Origin of the sequence: Cypionkella sinensis, from assembly GCF_042646385.1 — a bacterium.
Lineage (GTDB): Bacteria > Pseudomonadota > Alphaproteobacteria > Rhodobacterales > Rhodobacteraceae > Cypionkella > Cypionkella sinensis.
The window spans coordinates 1,170,574-1,187,060 of record NZ_JBHRTO010000001.1 but is presented as its reverse complement, the minus strand read 5'-3'; the positions used below and the strand labels follow the sequence as shown (position 1 = coordinate 1,187,060).

Below are 16,487 nucleotides of genomic sequence, written 5' to 3'. Positions count from 1 at the left end.
TGCAGGCGCCCATCCGAAATCGGCGCGCGCACGGCCTGTTCGCGTCACTCCAGCAGCAACCTAGCCGTCACGGGCAGATGATCGGAGGCACGGCGCGCAAGGGGTGTGTCATGCTCTGCGCCTTCGCGCAGTCGCGCAGGACCGCTGGGGTTACTGCAGCCTTTCCAGATTGGGTGGAGGAAGATTTCCATGACCTCATGGGATTCGAACGGACGGCGCTTGTCTCTTGCGCGTTGCTTTTCAGGCACGCGCAGCAGCCCGATGTCGATGGTCGGGTGAACTGAAAGGCCTTCGGATTTCGCCGTTCGGATCATCAGGTTCAGGCGGTCAAGGTGCCCGTTGATAGTGCGGGGAGACAGACCGATCTTGTCATCTGGCAGATCTTCGCCGCGTTGCAGAATCTCTTCGATGGTTCTTTCCGCGTCTTTGGAGCTTTTGCCGTAAGAGGTGGGCAAGTTTTCGAGCGTGTTTTTGAAGAAGCTAAGGTGCATCTGCTCGATGCCGGTGATATCGCCCACCGCTGTGACCTTCGTGAACAGCGCCGCTGTTGACAGGATCTGCTTCTGGGTCTCGATTGTGCAATCCTCACGGCTCTTGTTTGCGTTGACGCGCTCGGCGACGGCCAGAATGCTTGGATCAGTGGCAAATCTGCTGGCGGCCACTGGCTGTAGGCTTTCTGGCACGTCGTGCACAGCCACCGGCTTCGCAATGACGGGCGGCGCAGGATCGTTGTCTGCGGTCGAAATGTGGAACGGAATTTCCATGGCTTTGTCAGCAGAATCAAAGTCCTCGGACTGAGCCGCTTGCCAAGCCGCCGACTTTGCGGACGTCGTCAGCTGACGAAGCATCAACACCACAAGGGCTGAAACCGGGCCATTCAGGGAATGGCCGGTCCCAAGTTGACCATTCAGAACATCCTTCGCACGCCTTAGCATTTTGGCTGTCCCCGCGTCTGAGTTCAAATTCATCACTTGCAGATCGAGGGCGACGAGCAACGTGGAGATGTCATTGTCAGTGGCGCCTGCCGTCTGCAGCTTCGAGATGTCCTCGGACGTCAGCTTGACGTTTAGACCGCGCCTTGCGATCGTTTTCCATGCCTCGGCCGTCGCCCAGTCATGGCGGCGATCAATCTCGTCGTCACCGACGACTGGATCCATGCGGGTGACCAGGCGCTGGCGCGAGATGCGCAGCAATTCGTCACGACACACAGCGTCGAGATAGAGTTTTCCTTCTTGCGGTGTCAGCCCGCCCGTCGCCAATGCCTGCATCATCCTGTCGCTTTCGTAGTTCAGCCTGTTGGCTAACATACGGGCGACGGTCAGGTTTTTCGACCTGAGTGAGATCTGGAGATGTGTGATTTCTGTGGAGAGAGAAGAGATTCTTCGCCGCCAGGTCCAGATCGTCCCGCGCAGGAAGAGGTTGTGCGTTCGTGCCATCTATGTCGCCTTCAAAAAGGACGACAGCCGCGCAGGTTGGATTTCCTGTGATACAGTGCTGTGATACACTGCAGTGTGGGAAAACCTAGTTTTCCATCCAAATCAACAACTTGCGTGGTGATTTGGCTCCGGCGGTAGGGATCGAACCTACGGCCAAGCGATTAACAGTCGCTTGCTCTACCGCTGAGCTACGCCGGAACACGAGGCGGTCTATAGCAAGGGTGTTTGGGGGCGGCAAGGGGGGCAGTGCAGAAAAATGCAGCTAAGCGGGCATGATTTTGAAAATCGCCTCCGCGCCGAGCGGATCTTGGGTGGTCACGATATTTCTGCCATGCAGATCAATAAGATGCGCAAGAATGTTGCGGGCGGCTGCGGGCAGCAGGGCGGGGGCTGTGTCGGTGTAAAGTTGTGCGGCCAGTTCGGCGGGGCGGGCGGGGGCGTGGCGCAGGGCGCCCACAATCGCGGCTTCGCGGGCGCGGCGGTGGGCGGCCAGTTCGGCCAGACGTGCGGCGGGGTCGGCGATGGCCTCGCCATGCCCCGGCAGGAATTGCTGCCAGCGCCGCGCCGCCAGTTTCGCCAACGAGGCCATATACTGCGCCATATCGCCGTCGGGCGGTGAGATCAGCGTGCTGGCCCAACCCATCACATGATCACCGCTGAACAGCACATCCCCCAGCGCAAAGCACAGATGCGCGCCCATATGGCCGGGGGTGTGGATCGCGCCGATCTGCAAACCCGCGAGGTGCAGCATCTCGCCATCGCCGACAGTGGCATCGGGCGCAAAGGCGGTATCCACGCCTTCGCCACCCCCACGCAGGCCCGCATCGGCCAACCGCGTCATCACCGCCGAGCGCCCTGCTTGCGCTGTGCCGAATCCATATACCTGCGCCCCGGTCTCGGCCTTTAGCGCCGGCACCAGTGATGAATGATCCAGATGCGGATGCGTCAGCAGCACGGCCCGCACGGGGGACGCACCCAAGGCGGCGCGCAAAGCCGCGAGATGCGCGGGCAGGGCAGGGCCGGGGTCAATCACCACCGCACCCTCTGGCCCGATCAGCACATAGCTGTTGGTGCCGCTGCCGGTCATCGGGCTGGGGTTATCCGCCCTGATCCGCCACACGCCTGCTGCAACCTGCATCCCGGCTTCCCATCCTGCCCCGTCGCCGCTAACCTTGCCGCTATGTCGAGCCGCCTCAAGCCCTTTTTGCCCCGCAGCCTTTTTGGCCGTGCCGCCCTTATTCTGGTGCTGCCGGTGGTGGTGGTGCAGTTGATCGTGTCGATCGCCTTCATCCAGCGGCATTTCGATGGGGTGACGCGGCAGATGACCGGCGGCGTCAGTATTGAAATCCGCTATATTCGCGACCGGGTCGAGGCGGTGGCGACTGTGGCGCAGGCCAAAGCGGCGGCGCTGGATCTGACGCGGGGTCTTGATCTGGGGCTGACATTCCCGCTGGATCCGGCAGAGGTGCCGCAGGCCGACAGCCGTGCCTGGTTTGATTACGCGGGCCGTTCCGTGACCTTCACCCTCTATGATCGGTTGTCGGGCGTGCGCGCGGTGGATCTGACCAGCAATCCGCTGGCGGCACGGGTTTATCTGGATACCAACAAAGGCCCGCTGCTGATCGAGATCAAACGCTCACGCATTTCCGCCAGCAATCCGCATCAGTTGCTGGTGTGGATGGTGTTCACCTCGGCCTTGATGACCTTCATCGCCTATATCTTCCTGCGCAATCAGCTTAGCCCGATCACCAGACTGGCCCGCGCTGCCGAGGCTTTCGGCAAGGGCCAGACGCTGAAATACACCCCGCGCGGGGCGACCGAGGTGCGGGCGGCGGGCAATGCGTTTCTGAACATGCGCGCCCGGATCGAGCGCCAGATCGAATCGCGCACGCAGATGTTGTCGGGCGTCAGCCATGATCTGCGCACGCCGTTGACGCGGTTGAAGCTGGGCCTGTCGTTCCTGCCCGAGGATGACGAGACCCGCGCGCTGCAACAGGATGTTGCGGATATGGAGCGGTTGGTGGATGAATTCCTGTCCTTCGCGCGTGGCGATGCGATGGAAGAAGCCGAGAACGTCGATCCCACGGCCTTGCTGCAGCATGTCGTCGAGAACGCCCGCCGACTGGGCCAGAACGTCACGCTCGCGGCCAGCGATCCGCTGGATAGTGCCAAGCTGCGCCCGCAGGCGATCACCCGTGCGCTGGAGAACCTGATCGGCAATGCCGTGCGCCATGCCGAGCATGTCGAGGTCAGCCTGCAAGTGTCCGAACGCGCGTTGCGTTTTGTGGTGGAGGATGACGGCCCCGGCATTGCCAAGGATCGCCGCGATGAGGCGCTAGAGCCGTTCAAGCGGCTGGATGCTGCGCGCAACCCCAACAAAGGCGGCGGCGTTGGTCTGGGCCTGTCGATCGCGTCCGACATTGCGCGCAGTCACGGCGGCGCCTTGCGTCTGGGCGAAAGCGAGCGTTTGGGCGGTTTGCGCGCCGAGATTTCGGTGGCGCGGTAGGGGTGTTCTTCTTGCCCGATTTGTTCCCAAACAAAACTGCCCGGCCCTGCCCGCCCAGTCGGGCGCGCCCCGATTTTCAAAGCGATGGCTTGCTGCCCCACACTCCTTTGCGCGACGGCTTCCAGCCTTACGCGCAACTCACCGAAAAACTCTGCTCCGCAGAATTTTTGCTCGGTTCGGTCATAACGACCTGGCCTTTGGTGCGTTGAAATCGTGCCCGCCTCACCCTACTTGCCTGTGGCTGATCATATAGCTTCGTCCAAATCTTCAGCACACCCCCAACGCAACCCTTCGCCCGATGTGCCAATCCGCCCCAGGTGCCCTTGCACCCCCCGGCGCGCAACACTAAGACTCTGGAAAGCATCCGGCGATTACAACAGTTCCACGGACCAACAGGCAGGTTTCCATGCGCGATCCAGTTGACCACTATATGAATACCCTCGTGCCGATGGTGGTCGAACAGACCAGCCGCGGCGAACGCGCCTATGACATTTTCAGCCGTATGCTGAAAGAGCGCATCATTTTCCTGGCAGGGCCAGTGCATGACGGCATGTCGTCGCTGATCTGCGCCCAGCTTCTGTTCCTTGAGGCCGAGAATCCCTCAAAGGAAATCTCGATGTATATCAACAGCCCCGGCGGCGTTGTGACCAGCGGGCTGTCGATCTACGACACCATGCAATACATCCGCCCCAAGGTCTCGACCCTGGTGATCGGGCAGGCGGCCTCGATGGGCTCGCTGTTGCTGCAAGCTGGTGAAAAGGGCATGCGGTTCAGCCTGCCGAACAGCCGCGTCATGGTCCACCAGCCCTCGGGCGGCTATCAGGGCCAAGCCACCGACATCATGATTCACGCGCGCGAAACCGAAAAGCTGAAGCGCCGCCTGAATGAAATCTATGTCAAGCACACCGGCAATGACTACGAAACGGTTGAGGCAGCGCTGGAGCGTGACAACTTCATGTCCGCCGAAGATGCCAAGGCTTGGGGCCTGATTGACGAAATCCTCGAAAGCCGTGGCAAGGTTGACGAAGTGAAATAAGCAAACCGCCGCCGGGGGCGCGACCCTCGGCGGCAGTTTCGGCCCACACCCCCAAGGTTGGGCACTTTCGGATTGTGGAGGTTTGGGCCTTGGCCTACACTTCCTTCAAACGCCCACTCGGGGCGCAGGGCTAGAGGATACCCATGGCGAACAATTCCGGCAGCGACAGCAAGAATACGCTCTACTGTTCCTTCTGCGGCAAAAGCCAGCATGAGGTCCGCAAGCTGATCGCCGGCCCGACCGTTTTCATCTGCGATGAATGTGTCGAGCTGTGCATGGACATCATCCGCGAAGAAACCAAGACCACCGGGCTGAAAACCACCGATGGCGTGCCGACGCCGCGCGATATCTGCAAGGTGCTGGATGATTATGTCATCGGTCAGATCCACGCCAAGCGCGTGTTGTCGGTGGCGGTGCACAACCACTACAAACGCCTGAACCACGCCAGCAAGACCGATATCGAGCTGTCGAAATCCAACATCCTGTTGATCGGCCCCACCGGCTGCGGCAAGACCCTGCTGGCGCAGACCTTGGCGCGCATTCTCGACGTGCCCTTCACCATGGCCGATGCCACGACGCTGACAGAAGCGGGCTATGTCGGCGAAGATGTGGAAAACATCATCCTGAAACTGCTGCAAGCCAGCGAATACAACGTCGAGCGGGCGCAGCGCGGCATCGTCTATATCGACGAGGTCGACAAGATCACCCGCAAGTCGGACAACCCCTCGATCACCCGTGACGTGTCGGGCGAGGGCGTGCAGCAGGCACTGCTCAAGATCATGGAAGGCACCGTCGCTTCGGTGCCGCCGCAAGGTGGGCGCAAGCATCCGCAGCAGGAATTCCTGCAAGTGGATACCACCAACATCCTGTTCATCTGTGGCGGGGCGTTCTCGGGGCTTGAGAAGATCATCGCGCAACGCGGCAAAGGCTCGGCCATCGGCTTTGGCGCGGCGGTGAAAGACCCGGAAGAGCGCGGCGCGGGCGAATTGTTCCAAGAGTTGGAGCCGGAAGATCTGTTGAAATTCGGCCTGATCCCGGAATTTGTTGGCCGTCTGCCGGTGATTGCCACCCTGACCGATCTGGACGAGGCCGCGCTGATCACCATTCTGACCGAGCCGAAGAATGCTCTGGTCAAGCAATACCAGCGCCTGTTCGACATCGAAGGCACCAAACTGACCTTCACGCCCGACGCGCTCTCGGCCATCGCCAACCGCGCCATCAAACGCAAAACCGGCGCGCGTGGCCTGCGGTCGATCATGGAAGGCATCCTGCTGAACACCATGTTCGAACTGCCGGGCATGGATGATGTGGAAGAAGTTGTGGTGAACGAAGAAGCCGTGACCAATGGCGCCGCACCCTTGCTGGTGCATGCCGAAGCGAAGAAGAAAGAGCCTGCGACGGCGGGTTGATCACCGCCGCTTGCATCGTATTGTGTTAGAAAGCCTCGGCGAAAGCGCCGGGGCTTTCGCTATTTCACTCGATGAACAGGCGCAACGGTGATCGTTTTTGCCCGATTTGTCCCGCGACAAATCGGGCCGCGCCTGCCTGCCCCCGGCAGGCACGTTTCCGCGCCCGCCAGTCAGGCGCGCCCCGATTTCCCAAATGTCGGCTGGCTGCCCAACTCCCCTTGCTCAAACGGCCTCCGGCCTAATGAGCAACTCACCGAAAAACTCTGCCCCGCAGAGTTTTTTGTCGGTTAGGTCTTCACCTCAACAGCCTGCACCGATGGCATCAGAGCATTTCAGCGTTGCGCCGCCTCGGATCAATCCCTTGGTGGCGTGGCGAAAAACCCAATCCTTCCCCATTGCAAGCCCCGCCGATCTGCCCAATCATCCCGCCATGCAACGCAGCGACCTTCTCCCCGAACCCGATCTGCCGAAAGGCGCAGACCTTCTCGCCGACGGCCGCAAACTCGGCCAAACATGGCAAACTGGCCCCTCGGCCTTCCTGACGCATTACGACACGCCCTCAGAACTCGACTACAAACGCGCGGCAATTGCGCAGGGCCGCGTGATGCAGCATGCCCAGATCGGCTTTCGCGACCCCGCCAAAAGCATCCGCGCCTATCACGAGATCTGGGCCGCCTGCGATGCCCAAGGCACGCGGGTGGATCGCTACGGCCTGTGTCTGGATTGGTCGATGGCGTTGCCCCGCGCCATCCGCGCCCGCGCCCAACGCGGCACGGGGATGATTCTGCCCACCCCGGAAGATTTCGCAGCCCTCGCTAACGCCGCCCCCGTCGCCGCCCATTTCGGCGATTTCGTCCTCGGCTTCCCCGCCGCCTTGGAAAACACCCAAGCCGCCCTCGCCGCAGGTGCCACCGCCATCGGCAACCTTGGCCAATACTTCACCTTCCGTGTCCCCGGCCATGACGACGATATCGAAGCCACCACGGCCACCGTCACAGCCCTTGGCCTGATCGCCGCACAAAGCCGCCCGGTGATGGTGCATTCCAACATCGACGACGGTTTTGCCGCGCAATTCACCGATCTTGCCAACGCTTTGGGGATGATCCTGGTGGAGCGTGACATCGCCGCCCTGATCGGTGCGCCCATCGGCCATGCCTTTGGCCACCACTTCAGCGATCCACTCGCGCGCCTCGCCTTCCAGCACGCCCTGCATGCCGAAGGTGCCAGCCCCGGCACGATGATCTACGGCAACACCACTTCCTATCGCGGCACCCCGGCGCAGAACTGGGCGGCACTTTCGGCTTACCTGATGGTCGATGCCCTCGGCCAGCGCCTGCACCCCACCGGCCACGCCATCAACCCGGTGCCCGTCACCGAAAACCAGCGCATCCCGGAAGTGGACGAGGTGATCGAGGCGCAGCTTTTCGCAGGTCGCCTGATCGAAATGTCCGATCCATGGCAGCCGCTGATCGACCCCGCCGCCGTCGCGGCCCTGTCGCAAACCCTGCGCCAAGGCGCTGCAGCCTTCCGCCAGAACCTCTGGCACGGCCTGACCGAGGCGGGGATTGATACGCAAGACCCGTTCGAATGCCTGCTCTCGCTGCGCCGCCTGGGCGGTCGCCGCATCGAATCCGCCTATGGCGCGGGCACCCCAAACCCCCGCATCATGGGCGGGCGCACGCCCATCGTTCCCGCCACCATCCTGCAAGAAATCGCCCATCTGGCCAAAGCCGCACTTGGCGCGCAGCCGCCGCAGATCAACCTGCGCGTTCTCGTCGCCACCTCGGATGTGCATGAACACGGCAAGATGCTGATCGACGAGATGCTGCACCAGATCGGCGCCACGGCGCTGGATGGCGGCACCTCGACCGACCCCGACAAGCTGATCGCCCAAACCCTCAGTCAATCCCCCGACGCCATTGCGATTTCCACCTATAACGGCGTCGCACTCAGCTATTACCAAGCCCTGCGCGCGGGCCTTGACCAACACGGCCTCAGCACCCCGATCCTGATCGGCGGACGGCTGAACCAGATCCCCGAAGGCTCGAATTCCTCGCTGCCGCAGGACGTGGGCGCGCAACTCGCCGCCGAAGGCGCGCTTGTCTGCCGCGAGGCCGCCGAACTTCTGCCGATCTTGCAGCAGATTGCAGCCCGTGGCCTGCGTTCCCCCTAGAGCGGATCGACAGTCATCCCGGACAATCTGGCGAAGGCCATCGCCTTCGCCACGTGATACACGTGCGACTGAAACCGCCGGGCCCCAAAGGCCCGGCCAGCGCCCGACCCGCCCATGGCGGGCGCTTCTCGCCCGCCGGGTCGGACACTGGCCTCAGGGGGTTTCTTGCGGCACTGACTACAGGGCGACACCGCCCACGCGTGCGGGGAAACGCGATGCGTTTCCTGTTTCCGCCCGGACCTCTGCGCAAGCAAGCGCGTGAATGTAGATCGGCTCTAGACCTTGCCGCGCCAATCGGCCATATCAGACGAAACCCCTGCGGAGGCTTACATGTATTTCCTCAAGCGACTGTTGACCTGGTGGAACAGCCAGACTTTGGGCACCCAGATCTTTACCGCGCGCCGAGGCCAGAAAGTTGGCGAGGATGAGCAGGGCAATATCTATTACCAGACCGCAGATGCCAAACGCCGCTGGGTGATCTACAACGGCGAAACCGAGGCCAGCCGCGTGTCGCCCGATTGGCACGGCTGGTTGCATTTCACCTGGGATCAACCGCCCAGCAAAGCGCCGCTGAAGCATAAACCTTGGGAGCAGCCGCATCAGGAAAACCTGACCGGCACCGCCGCCGCCTATGCCCCCCCCGGTTCGATCCGCGCCCATGCCCCGGCCAAGCGCACCGACTACGAGGCATGGCAGCCTGAATAAGGCCCGCCCCTAAACAGCCCGAATAGGCCCGTTGAAATGAGCGAAAATCGCGCCGAAATCCTTGCCGGAGCCGCCGTTCTGGCCGCAGCCATCGGCTTTCTGGTCTATGCCACCGGCGGCCATGGCCTGTCGGCGCAGGCGGGCACCTATCCGCTGAAAGCCTCGTTCCGCTCGGTCGATGGCATCACGCCGGGGTCGGATGTCCGGCTGGCGGGTGTGAAGGTCGGCAGCATCACCGCCCTGACCCTGAACCCGGAAACCTTCTTTGCCGATGCCACCGTCGCCATCGACAGCAAGATCCAACTGCCTACCGATACCGCCATCCTGATTTCATCCGAGGGTTTGCTCGGTGGAAATTACGTTGAACTGGTGCCGGGTGGCGCGCCAGATGTGCTGGCTCCGGGCGATGAGATTGAAGACACCCAAGGCTCTGTCAGCCTGATTTCGCTGCTGATGAAATTCGTCTCGGGCGGTGGCTCGGGCGGCGACAAACCCGCAGCCTCCAGCACAACGCCATGAAAAGGCTGGCGATCTGCCTGTGTCTGATGGCCACTTTGGCCAGTGCGCAAGAGGTCGCCGAGGCCCCCGGCGCGAAGCTGCGCCTGCTGGATAAGCTGACCGGCAAAGTCACCGATCTTGATCTGTCCAAAGGCCAGTCGCAGACAATCGGGCGGTTGACGGTGCAGATGGACGGCTGCCGCTACTACCCCGACAGCCCCGCCGCCGAGGCCTTTGCGCATCTGACCATTCTCGATTCCAACGTGCCCGACCCGGTGTTCAACGGCTGGATGACCGCTTCCAGCCCCGCGCTGTCGGCTTTGGACAATGCGCGCTATGATGTCTGGGTGCTGCGCTGCGCCGTGCCAGACGTGGTGCTGCCCGAGGTCGAGGACCCGCCCGAGGATACCCCCGGCGAAGGTCAGCCTGCCGAGGATAACCCCGACGCCACCACCGATGACGGCAACGGCTGATAGCCCTTGGGCATAAAGCTGGCCTGTGCCTGCTGCGCCTGCGCAAGGCGGCGATGATACTCGGCCCGCGGGATTTCCACCGCGCCGAGGGATGCCAGATGCGGCGTCAGGAACTGCGTGTCAAACAACTGGAACCCGCCCGCCCGCAGCCGATGCACGAGGTAGGCGAGCGCGGTTTTTGACGCATTGGTGCGGCGCGAAAACATGCTTTCGCCAAAGAACGCCGCCCCCAAAGTCACGCCATACACCCCGCCAATCAGCGCATCTTCCTGCCAGACCTCAAGGCTATGCGCCTGGCCCATCTGGTGCAGCGCGGTGTAAAGCGCCGTGATCTCGGCATTGATCCAGGTTTCTGGCCGATCCGCACATCCTGCGACCACCTCGGCAAAGGCGGAGTTGACCGTCACGCGATAGTCTGCCGTCAGGATATGCTTGGCGAGCGAGCGCGAGATATGAAACCCCTCCAGCGGAAATACCCCGCGCCGTTTCGGGTCTACCCAATGAATCTCAGGATTATCGCGGCTTTCGGCCATCGGAAAAATCCCGATGCCATAGGCGCGCAGCAGGATGTCGGGGGTCAGGGCAGGGGACATTGGGGCACCTTTGTTCCCGCCATCTCAAGCAAACAACCCGCCCGGAATCAAGGCGCGAATGCGCCGCCGGGCAGCGCCCGACCGCCCCCTCGGGCGGGCGCTTCTGCGCTGTCTCGCCTAGAATTTCGGGGGAGGAGGTTGAACCATAAACCGCCTAGAACTTCTGTGGCTCGCCCACCCGGCGGTCTGGCGCAGCCCTGAGACAGCGCCCAATCGTTAAAACTTCGTTAAAATGACACATTCAACCCATTGACCCAAAACAATAAAAAATAGTCCCGAGTTGGGACCATGAAAAAGGGCGCCCGAAGGCGCCCCAATATCTTACTGTCCGAAGGTTCTCTCCAGCCATTTCTCCAGCCAGTGGATCCCATAATCCCCGGTCTGAATATCCGGCTCGGCCAGCAGCATGTCAAACAGCGGCACGGTGGTTTCAATCCCGTCAATGATCAACTCACCCAAAGCCCGCCGCAACCGCGCCAAAGCCTCGGGCCGATCCCGGCCATGCACGATCAGCTTGCCGATCAGGCTGTCATAATAGGGCGGGATCGAATAGCCGCCATAGAGCGCCGAATCCATCCGCACGCCCAAACCACCGGGGGCGTGGAACACCTTGACCTTGCCGGGGCGCGGCGCGAAATCGGGCAGGCGCTCGGCGTTGATCCGCACCTCGATGGCGTGGCCGTTGATCTCCAACTCATCCTGCGTGAACGACATCTCCATGCCAGCCGCAACGCGGATCTGCTCGCGCACAAGGTCGACACCAAAGATCGCCTCTGTCACCGGATGTTCCACCTGCAAACGGGTGTTCATCTCGATGAAGAAGAACTCGCCATCTTCATACAGGAACTCGATGGTGCCAGCGCCGATATAGTTGATCTTGGCCACCGCATCGGCGCAAGTCTTGCCGATCTTGGCGCGCATCGCAGGCGTGATGCAGGGGCCGGGGGCCTCCTCGAACACTTTCTGGTGCCGACGCTGCAGGCTGCAATCCCGCTCACCCAGATGCACGGCGCGGCCCTTGCCGTCACCGAACACCTGAATTTCGATGTGACGCGGCTTTTGCAGATATTTCTCGATATAGACTTCATCATTGCCGAACGCGGCCTTGGATTCCGATCGCGCGGTGCGGAAGGCGATCTCCAACTCCTCGGCATTGCGCGCGACCTTCATGCCGCGCCCACCGCCGCCCGCCGTGGCCTTGATGATCACCGGAAAGCCGATGCCCGCTGCCACGCCCACAGCCGTCTCAAAATCCGCCACACCACCGTCCGAGCCCGGTACCACCGGAATCCCCAGATCTTTCGCGGTGATCTTGGCGGTGATCTTGTCGCCCATGATGCGGATATGCTCGGCCTTGGGGCCGATAAAGGTGATGCCGTGATCTTCCAAAGCCTGCGCAAAGCTGGCGTTTTCCGACAAAAAGCCATAACCCGGATGCACCGCCTGCGCGCCGGTGATCTCGCAGGCCGAGATGATCGCGGCTTTCGACAAATAGCTGTCGGTGGACGAGGCCGGACCGATACAGACAGATTCATCCGCCATCCGCACATGCATCGCATCGGCGTCGGCGGTGGAATGCACGGCGACCGATTTGATCCCCATCTCGCGGCAAGCGCGGATCACGCGAAGGGCGATCTCGCCCCGGTTGGCGATCAGGATTTTTTCAAACATCGGCTTACTCGATGATCATCAGCGGCGCGCCGTATTCGACAGAATTGCCGTCGGCGACCAGAATACGCTTCACCGTGCCCGCGCGCTGTGCCGGGATGTGGTTCATGGTTTTCATCGCTTCGATGATCAGCACGGTCTGGCCTTCGCTCACGGTCGACCCCACGCTGACAAAGGGCGCAGCCCCCGGTTCAGCCGACAGATAGGCGGTGCCGACCATGGGCGAGGTCAAAGCGCCGGGATGCTGTGCGGGGTCTTCATGCGCAACCGGGGCGGCAGCGGCAGCCGGGGCCGCAGCGGCAGCAGGGGCCGGTGCATATTGCATCGTTGGCGCTGCGGCTGCGACCTGCACGATATTGGCCTGTTTGACGACGCGCACTTCAAGGCTGTCATCCTCGGCATATTCGCGTTTCACCGACAGTTCGGTCAGGTCATTCTTGTTCAAAAGCTCTGCCAGAGCCGAGATAAACGCAACGTCTGCGTCGGAAGATTGTTTGCTCATGCCGTCCTCTTTTGGCGTCATTTGAGGGCGCTGGATGGGCCATATCCGCACCTTGATCGGGCACTTATACATAGACAAGCGCCTAGAAAAAAGGCCCAACATCGGTCGCGGCGGTTTGGGGGCAAAAAAACTGTCTCGCGTAAAATTTACCGTTTGATAAAAAAATAAAGCTGTGCCAGCCTCAAAAAAACAACATAGCCAAGGGAGGCACCGCCTTGTCCAATAGCCCGTTGACCCCCGGCGTCGTGGCAGATCGCCTGCCACCTGCCGCCTACACCGACAATTTTTCCGATGTTCAGCCGGTGTTTGACCGGCACGAGGCGCGGGTGGCGGCAGATCGCTGCTATTTCTGCCATGATGCGCCCTGTATGACGGCTTGCCCGACCAGCATCGACATCCCTTTGTTCATTCGCCAGATCGCCACGGGCACACCCGATGCGGCAGCCAAGACGATCTTTGCGCAAAATATCCTTGGCGGCATGTGTGCTCGCGTCTGTCCGACCGAGCAGTTGTGTGAAGAGTCTTGTGTGCGTGAAACCGCCGAGGGTAAGCCCGTTGAGATCGGGCGCTTGCAGCGCTTTGCCACCGATACGCTTATGGCCAAAGGTGTGCATCCGTTCACGCGCGCGGCCTCAACGGGTAAGCGTATCGCGGTGGTGGGGGCAGGGCCTGCGGGTCTGGCCTGCGCGCATCGCCTGGCGATGAAGGGGCATGACGTGGTGGTGTTTGAACGCCGCGCCAAGCCCGGTGGTCTGAACGAATACGGCATCGCCACCTACAAGACCCCCGATAATTTCGCCGCGCGCGAGGTCGAATGGCTGCTGAAGATCGGCGGCATTACGATGAAAACCGGGGTGGAACTGGGCCATCATGTGACGCTTGAGGCGTTGCAGGCCGATTATGACGCGGTGTTCCTTGGCATCGGTCTGGCTGGCGTCAACGCACTGCGGGCGGCGGGGGAAGACCTTGCCGGGGTGCGCAATGCGGTTGATTTCATTGCCGAACTGCGCCAGTCCGACAAAGCCTCGGTCGCCGTGGGCCGTGATGTGGTGGTGATCGGTGGCGGCATGACGGCGGTTGATGCCGCCGTGCAATCCAAGCTGTTGGGTGCGAACTCAGTCACGATGGTCTATCGCCGTGGCAAAGATAAGATGAGTGCTTCGGAGTATGAGCAGGACCACGCGACGCAAAGCGGCGTGCGGATTATTTATGGCGCGGCTCCCGTCAAGGTTCTGGGCAGCGCTGCGGTGGAAGGCGTCGAGTTTGCCTATACCCATGACGGCCCGAATGGGCTTGAGATGGGTGAAACCTTCACCCTGAAGGCCGATCAGGTGTTCAAGGCGATTGGCCAGACGCTGACCGCTGCTCCGATTGCCAAGGATGGTGCCAAGCTGGTGAAACAGCAGGGCAAGGTCTGGGCAGGCGGCGATTGCGCCGCGGGTGGCGAAGATCTGACGGTGACCGCCGTGGCCGAGGGTCGCGATGCGGCGGAAGCCATTCATGCAAGCTTGATGGCGTAAGGGGAACATCATGGCAAATCTGACAACCAATTTCATCGGCATCAAATCCCCCAACCCGTTCTGGCTGGCCTCTGCGCCGCCGACTGACAAAGAGGTCAACGTGCGCCGCGCGTTTGAGGCTGGCTGGGGCGGTGTGGTCTGGAAAACCCTTGGCGCCGAAGGCCCGCCGGTGGTCAACGTCAACGGCCCGCGCTATGGCGCGATCTGGGGTGCGGATCGCCGCCTTTTGGGCCTGAACAACATCGAACTGATCACCGACCGGCCTTTGGAGGTCAATCTGCGCGAAATCAAGGCAGTGAAGCGTGACTATAAAGACCGCGCGATGATCATCAGCCTGATGGTGCCCTGTGATGAGGACAGTTGGCGCGACATTCTTGGTCATCTCGAAGATACCGAGGCCGACGGGGTGGAACTCAACTTCGGCTGCCCGCATGGCATGGCCGAGCGCGGCATGGGCGGCGCCGTGGGTCAGGTGCCTGAATATATCGAGATGGTGACGCGCTGGTGCAAAAAGCACACCCGGATGCCGGTGATCGTCAAGCTGACACCGAATATCACCGACATCCGCAAACCCGCCGAGGCCGCCAAGCGCGGCGGGGCGGATGCGGTTTCGCTGATCAACACGATCAACTCGATTACGTCGGTGAACCTCGACAGCTTTGCGCCAGAGCCGACGATCGACGGCAAAGGCACCCACGGCGGCTATTGCGGCCCGGCGGTGAAGCCGATTGCGCTAAACATGGTGGCGGAAATCGCCAGAAGCCGCGAAACCCACGGGCTGCCGATTTCCGGCATCGGTGGCGTCACCACTTGGCGCGATGCGGCGGAATTCATGGCGCTTGGCGCGGGCAATGTGCAGGTCTGCACGGCGGCGATGACCTATGGCTTCAAGATCGTGCAGGAAATGATTTCGGGTCTGTCCGAATATATGGACGAAAAGGGCATGACCAGCACGTCAGAACTGGTGGGACGTGCGGTGCCGAATGTCACCGATTGGCAATTCTTGAACCTGAATTACGTCACCAAAGCCCACATCAGCCAAGACGATTGCATCAAATGCGGGCGCTGCTATGCCGCCTGCGAGGATACCAGCCACCAAGCCATCGCGATGAGTGCGGATCGCACCTTCACCGTCAAGGACGAGGAATGCGTCGCCTGCAACCTTTGCGTCAACGTCTGCCCGGTGGAAAACTGCATCACCATGGTGGAACTGCCGAAGGGGGCGATCGACGAACGCACCGGCCGGCCGGTCAGCGATTATGCCAACTGGACGACGCATCCGAACAACCCCACCGCCACCGCCGCCGAATAAGGCTGCGTCACGCGCGCCAGATCAGGCGCGCGTGTCCACATGGTCTGGTTTGGCGTTGTCTGTCAGCGGCGCGGGTGGCTCCTCTGCTTCGGCAGGCGCATCGCCGGGCAGGGCGGAAATCTCACGCTCTTCCTGATAGGCACGCTCGGCTTGTTCGGACAGCACCTGCTCGGGCGGGGCTGTCGCCTCAACCTCGGGGCGCATCGGCTGGGCTGCTACCAAAGCCATCGCGGCGGCGGCGGTTTCATCCGGGGCCGATGTCACCGGAGCGGCGCTTGCGCTTTTCGGCAGATCATCCAGCAGCACCGCGCCATCGTTCAGATAAGGGATACCGTCAAGACTGATGCCATCCACCTCGGTTTCCGGCGCAATCGCCGTGCCATTTGCCTCTGCCGTGCCCGGATGCATCGGCAACAGCCCCTTGAAGATCGCCTCACTGGCCGCAGGGGGCAGCACGGGGCGAAGATTGGCCTCAGCAGGCAGTTCTGCACCGCCAAGCAGGCGCGCCGTATGCGCATCGTCCCCAACGCCACCCTGCGCCGCGATGCGCGCCACAGGCCTTACGGCCAGCCCCTGAATTTGCGCACCTGATGGCGCCGCAAGTGACGAGATCAGTCCCATCGCCATGCCCTTTCTACAGTCGCCCCCACCCTCGA

General features: G+C 61.8%; 15 protein-coding genes and 1 tRNA gene. 9 read left to right on the top strand and 7 right to left on the bottom strand.

The genetic code is table 11. The annotated features are described in order from the left end of the window. Positions 1–44: 44 nt before the first annotated feature. The 3 genes from ACFOGH_RS05940 to ACFOGH_RS05930 all read right to left on the bottom strand — a co-directional run bounded on the left by ACFOGH_RS05940 (position 45) and on the right by ACFOGH_RS05930 (position 2,574). Positions 45–1,436 (bottom strand): hypothetical protein, encoded by a 1,392-nt coding sequence (locus ACFOGH_RS05940; RefSeq protein WP_380072145.1) that lies wholly within the window; start codon positions 1,434–1,436, stop codon positions 45–47. Between the two features lie 123 nt (positions 1,437–1,559). Further along, a tRNA-Asn gene (locus ACFOGH_RS05935) sits at positions 1,560–1,634 on the bottom strand. 64 nt (positions 1,635–1,698) lie between these two features. Further along, complete coding sequence (locus tag ACFOGH_RS05930) at positions 1,699–2,574, bottom strand: MBL fold metallo-hydrolase (RefSeq protein ID WP_380072144.1); 876 nt, start codon at positions 2,572–2,574, stop codon at positions 1,699–1,701. A 42-nt stretch (positions 2,575–2,616) separates the two neighbouring features. Here ACFOGH_RS05930 and ACFOGH_RS05925 point away from each other — a divergent pair, with 42 nt between their 5' ends. From ACFOGH_RS05925 to ACFOGH_RS05895, 7 genes are all read left to right on the top strand, one after another. Beyond that, the gene (locus tag ACFOGH_RS05925) at positions 2,617–3,942 is read left to right on the top strand and encodes an ATP-binding protein (RefSeq protein WP_380072143.1); all 1,326 of its coding nucleotides are present in this window, start codon (positions 2,617–2,619) and stop codon (positions 3,940–3,942) included. 406 nt (positions 3,943–4,348) lie between these two features. Beyond that, the gene (locus ACFOGH_RS05920; RefSeq protein ID WP_380072142.1) at positions 4,349–4,978 is read left to right on the top strand and encodes an ATP-dependent Clp protease proteolytic subunit; all 630 of its coding nucleotides are present in this window, start codon (positions 4,349–4,351) and stop codon (positions 4,976–4,978) included. Between the two features lie 143 nt (positions 4,979–5,121). Next, positions 5,122–6,387 carry an ATP-dependent Clp protease ATP-binding subunit ClpX gene (clpX, locus tag ACFOGH_RS05915; RefSeq protein ID WP_380072141.1) on the top strand — a complete coding sequence of 422 codons (1,266 nt, stop codon included), beginning with the start codon at positions 5,122–5,124 and terminating at the stop codon, positions 6,385–6,387. Between the two features lie 430 nt (positions 6,388–6,817). After that, a complete protein-coding gene (locus ACFOGH_RS05910; RefSeq protein WP_380072140.1) occupies positions 6,818–8,560 on the top strand; it encodes a hypothetical protein in 1,743 nt (580 codons plus the stop codon). Between the two features lie 330 nt (positions 8,561–8,890). Further along, a complete protein-coding gene (locus ACFOGH_RS05905) occupies positions 8,891–9,265 on the top strand; it encodes an NADH:ubiquinone oxidoreductase subunit NDUFA12 (protein WP_380072139.1) in 375 nt (124 codons plus the stop codon). A 36-nt stretch (positions 9,266–9,301) separates the two neighbouring features. Continuing rightward, a complete protein-coding gene (gene mlaD, locus ACFOGH_RS05900) occupies positions 9,302–9,784 on the top strand; it encodes an outer membrane lipid asymmetry maintenance protein MlaD (RefSeq protein ID WP_380072138.1) in 483 nt (160 codons plus the stop codon). Then, positions 9,781–10,236: a DUF2155 domain-containing protein gene (locus ACFOGH_RS05895; RefSeq protein WP_380072137.1), complete on the top strand. Its 456-nt coding sequence runs from the start codon at positions 9,781–9,783 to the stop codon at positions 10,234–10,236. Before mlaD ends, ACFOGH_RS05895 begins: the two co-directional genes overlap by 4 nt. On the opposite strand, the gene aat is transcribed toward ACFOGH_RS05895, so the two are convergent. From aat to accB, 3 genes are all read right to left on the bottom strand, one after another. Then, a complete protein-coding gene (gene aat, locus ACFOGH_RS05890) occupies positions 10,185–10,829 on the bottom strand; it encodes a leucyl/phenylalanyl-tRNA--protein transferase (RefSeq protein WP_380072136.1) in 645 nt (214 codons plus the stop codon). The genes ACFOGH_RS05895 and aat overlap by 52 nt on opposite strands. 321 nt (positions 10,830–11,150) lie before the next feature. Beyond that, positions 11,151–12,500: an acetyl-CoA carboxylase biotin carboxylase subunit gene (gene accC, locus ACFOGH_RS05885; protein WP_380072135.1), complete on the bottom strand. Its 1,350-nt coding sequence runs from the start codon at positions 12,498–12,500 to the stop codon at positions 11,151–11,153. Between the two features lie 4 nt (positions 12,501–12,504). Further along, positions 12,505–12,999, bottom strand: a complete 495-nt coding sequence (accB, locus tag ACFOGH_RS05880; protein WP_380072134.1) for an acetyl-CoA carboxylase biotin carboxyl carrier protein — start codon at positions 12,997–12,999, stop codon at positions 12,505–12,507. Positions 13,000–13,214: 215 nt separating this feature from the next. Between accB and ACFOGH_RS05875 the strand changes: the two genes are divergently transcribed. After that, on the top strand, positions 13,215–14,519 hold the full coding sequence (locus ACFOGH_RS05875) for an NAD(P)-dependent oxidoreductase (protein ID WP_380072133.1): 1,305 nt from the start codon (positions 13,215–13,217) through the stop codon (positions 14,517–14,519). Positions 14,520–14,529: 10 nt separating this feature from the next. Then, on the top strand, positions 14,530–15,831 hold the full coding sequence (gene preA, locus ACFOGH_RS05870; protein ID WP_380072132.1) for an NAD-dependent dihydropyrimidine dehydrogenase subunit PreA: 1,302 nt from the start codon (positions 14,530–14,532) through the stop codon (positions 15,829–15,831). Positions 15,832–15,852: 21 nt separating this feature from the next. Here preA and ACFOGH_RS05865 read toward each other — a convergent pair whose 3' ends face one another. After that, on the bottom strand, positions 15,853–16,452 hold the full coding sequence (locus ACFOGH_RS05865; RefSeq protein WP_380072131.1) for a hypothetical protein: 600 nt from the start codon (positions 16,450–16,452) through the stop codon (positions 15,853–15,855). Between the last annotated feature and the right edge of the window lie 35 nt (positions 16,453–16,487).

Bases quoted from the DNA above. Each gene is read 5' to 3' on its own strand.
- ACFOGH_RS05940 (WP_380072145.1), bottom strand. From the start codon at position 1,436: ATGGCACGAACGCACAACCTCTTCCTGCGCGGGACGATCTGGACCTGG.
- ACFOGH_RS05930 (WP_380072144.1), bottom strand. From the start codon at position 2,574: ATGCAGGTTGCAGCAGGCGTGTGGCGGATCAGGGCGGATAACCCCAGC.
- ACFOGH_RS05925 (WP_380072143.1), top strand. From the start codon at position 2,617: ATGTCGAGCCGCCTCAAGCCCTTTTTGCCCCGCAGCCTTTTTGGCCGT.
- ACFOGH_RS05920 (WP_380072142.1), top strand. From the start codon at position 4,349: ATGCGCGATCCAGTTGACCACTATATGAATACCCTCGTGCCGATGGTG.
- clpX (WP_380072141.1), top strand. From the start codon at position 5,122: ATGGCGAACAATTCCGGCAGCGACAGCAAGAATACGCTCTACTGTTCC.
- ACFOGH_RS05910 (WP_380072140.1), top strand. From the start codon at position 6,818: ATGCAACGCAGCGACCTTCTCCCCGAACCCGATCTGCCGAAAGGCGCA.
- ACFOGH_RS05905 (WP_380072139.1), top strand. From the start codon at position 8,891: ATGTATTTCCTCAAGCGACTGTTGACCTGGTGGAACAGCCAGACTTTG.
- mlaD (WP_380072138.1), top strand. From the start codon at position 9,302: ATGAGCGAAAATCGCGCCGAAATCCTTGCCGGAGCCGCCGTTCTGGCC.
- ACFOGH_RS05895 (WP_380072137.1), top strand. From the start codon at position 9,781: ATGAAAAGGCTGGCGATCTGCCTGTGTCTGATGGCCACTTTGGCCAGT.
- aat (WP_380072136.1), bottom strand. From the start codon at position 10,829: ATGTCCCCTGCCCTGACCCCCGACATCCTGCTGCGCGCCTATGGCATC.
- accC (WP_380072135.1), bottom strand. From the start codon at position 12,500: ATGTTTGAAAAAATCCTGATCGCCAACCGGGGCGAGATCGCCCTTCGC.
- accB (WP_380072134.1), bottom strand. From the start codon at position 12,999: ATGAGCAAACAATCTTCCGACGCAGACGTTGCGTTTATCTCGGCTCTG.
- preA (WP_380072132.1), top strand. From the start codon at position 14,530: ATGGCAAATCTGACAACCAATTTCATCGGCATCAAATCCCCCAACCCG.
- ACFOGH_RS05865 (WP_380072131.1), bottom strand. From the start codon at position 16,452: ATGGGACTGATCTCGTCACTTGCGGCGCCATCAGGTGCGCAAATTCAG.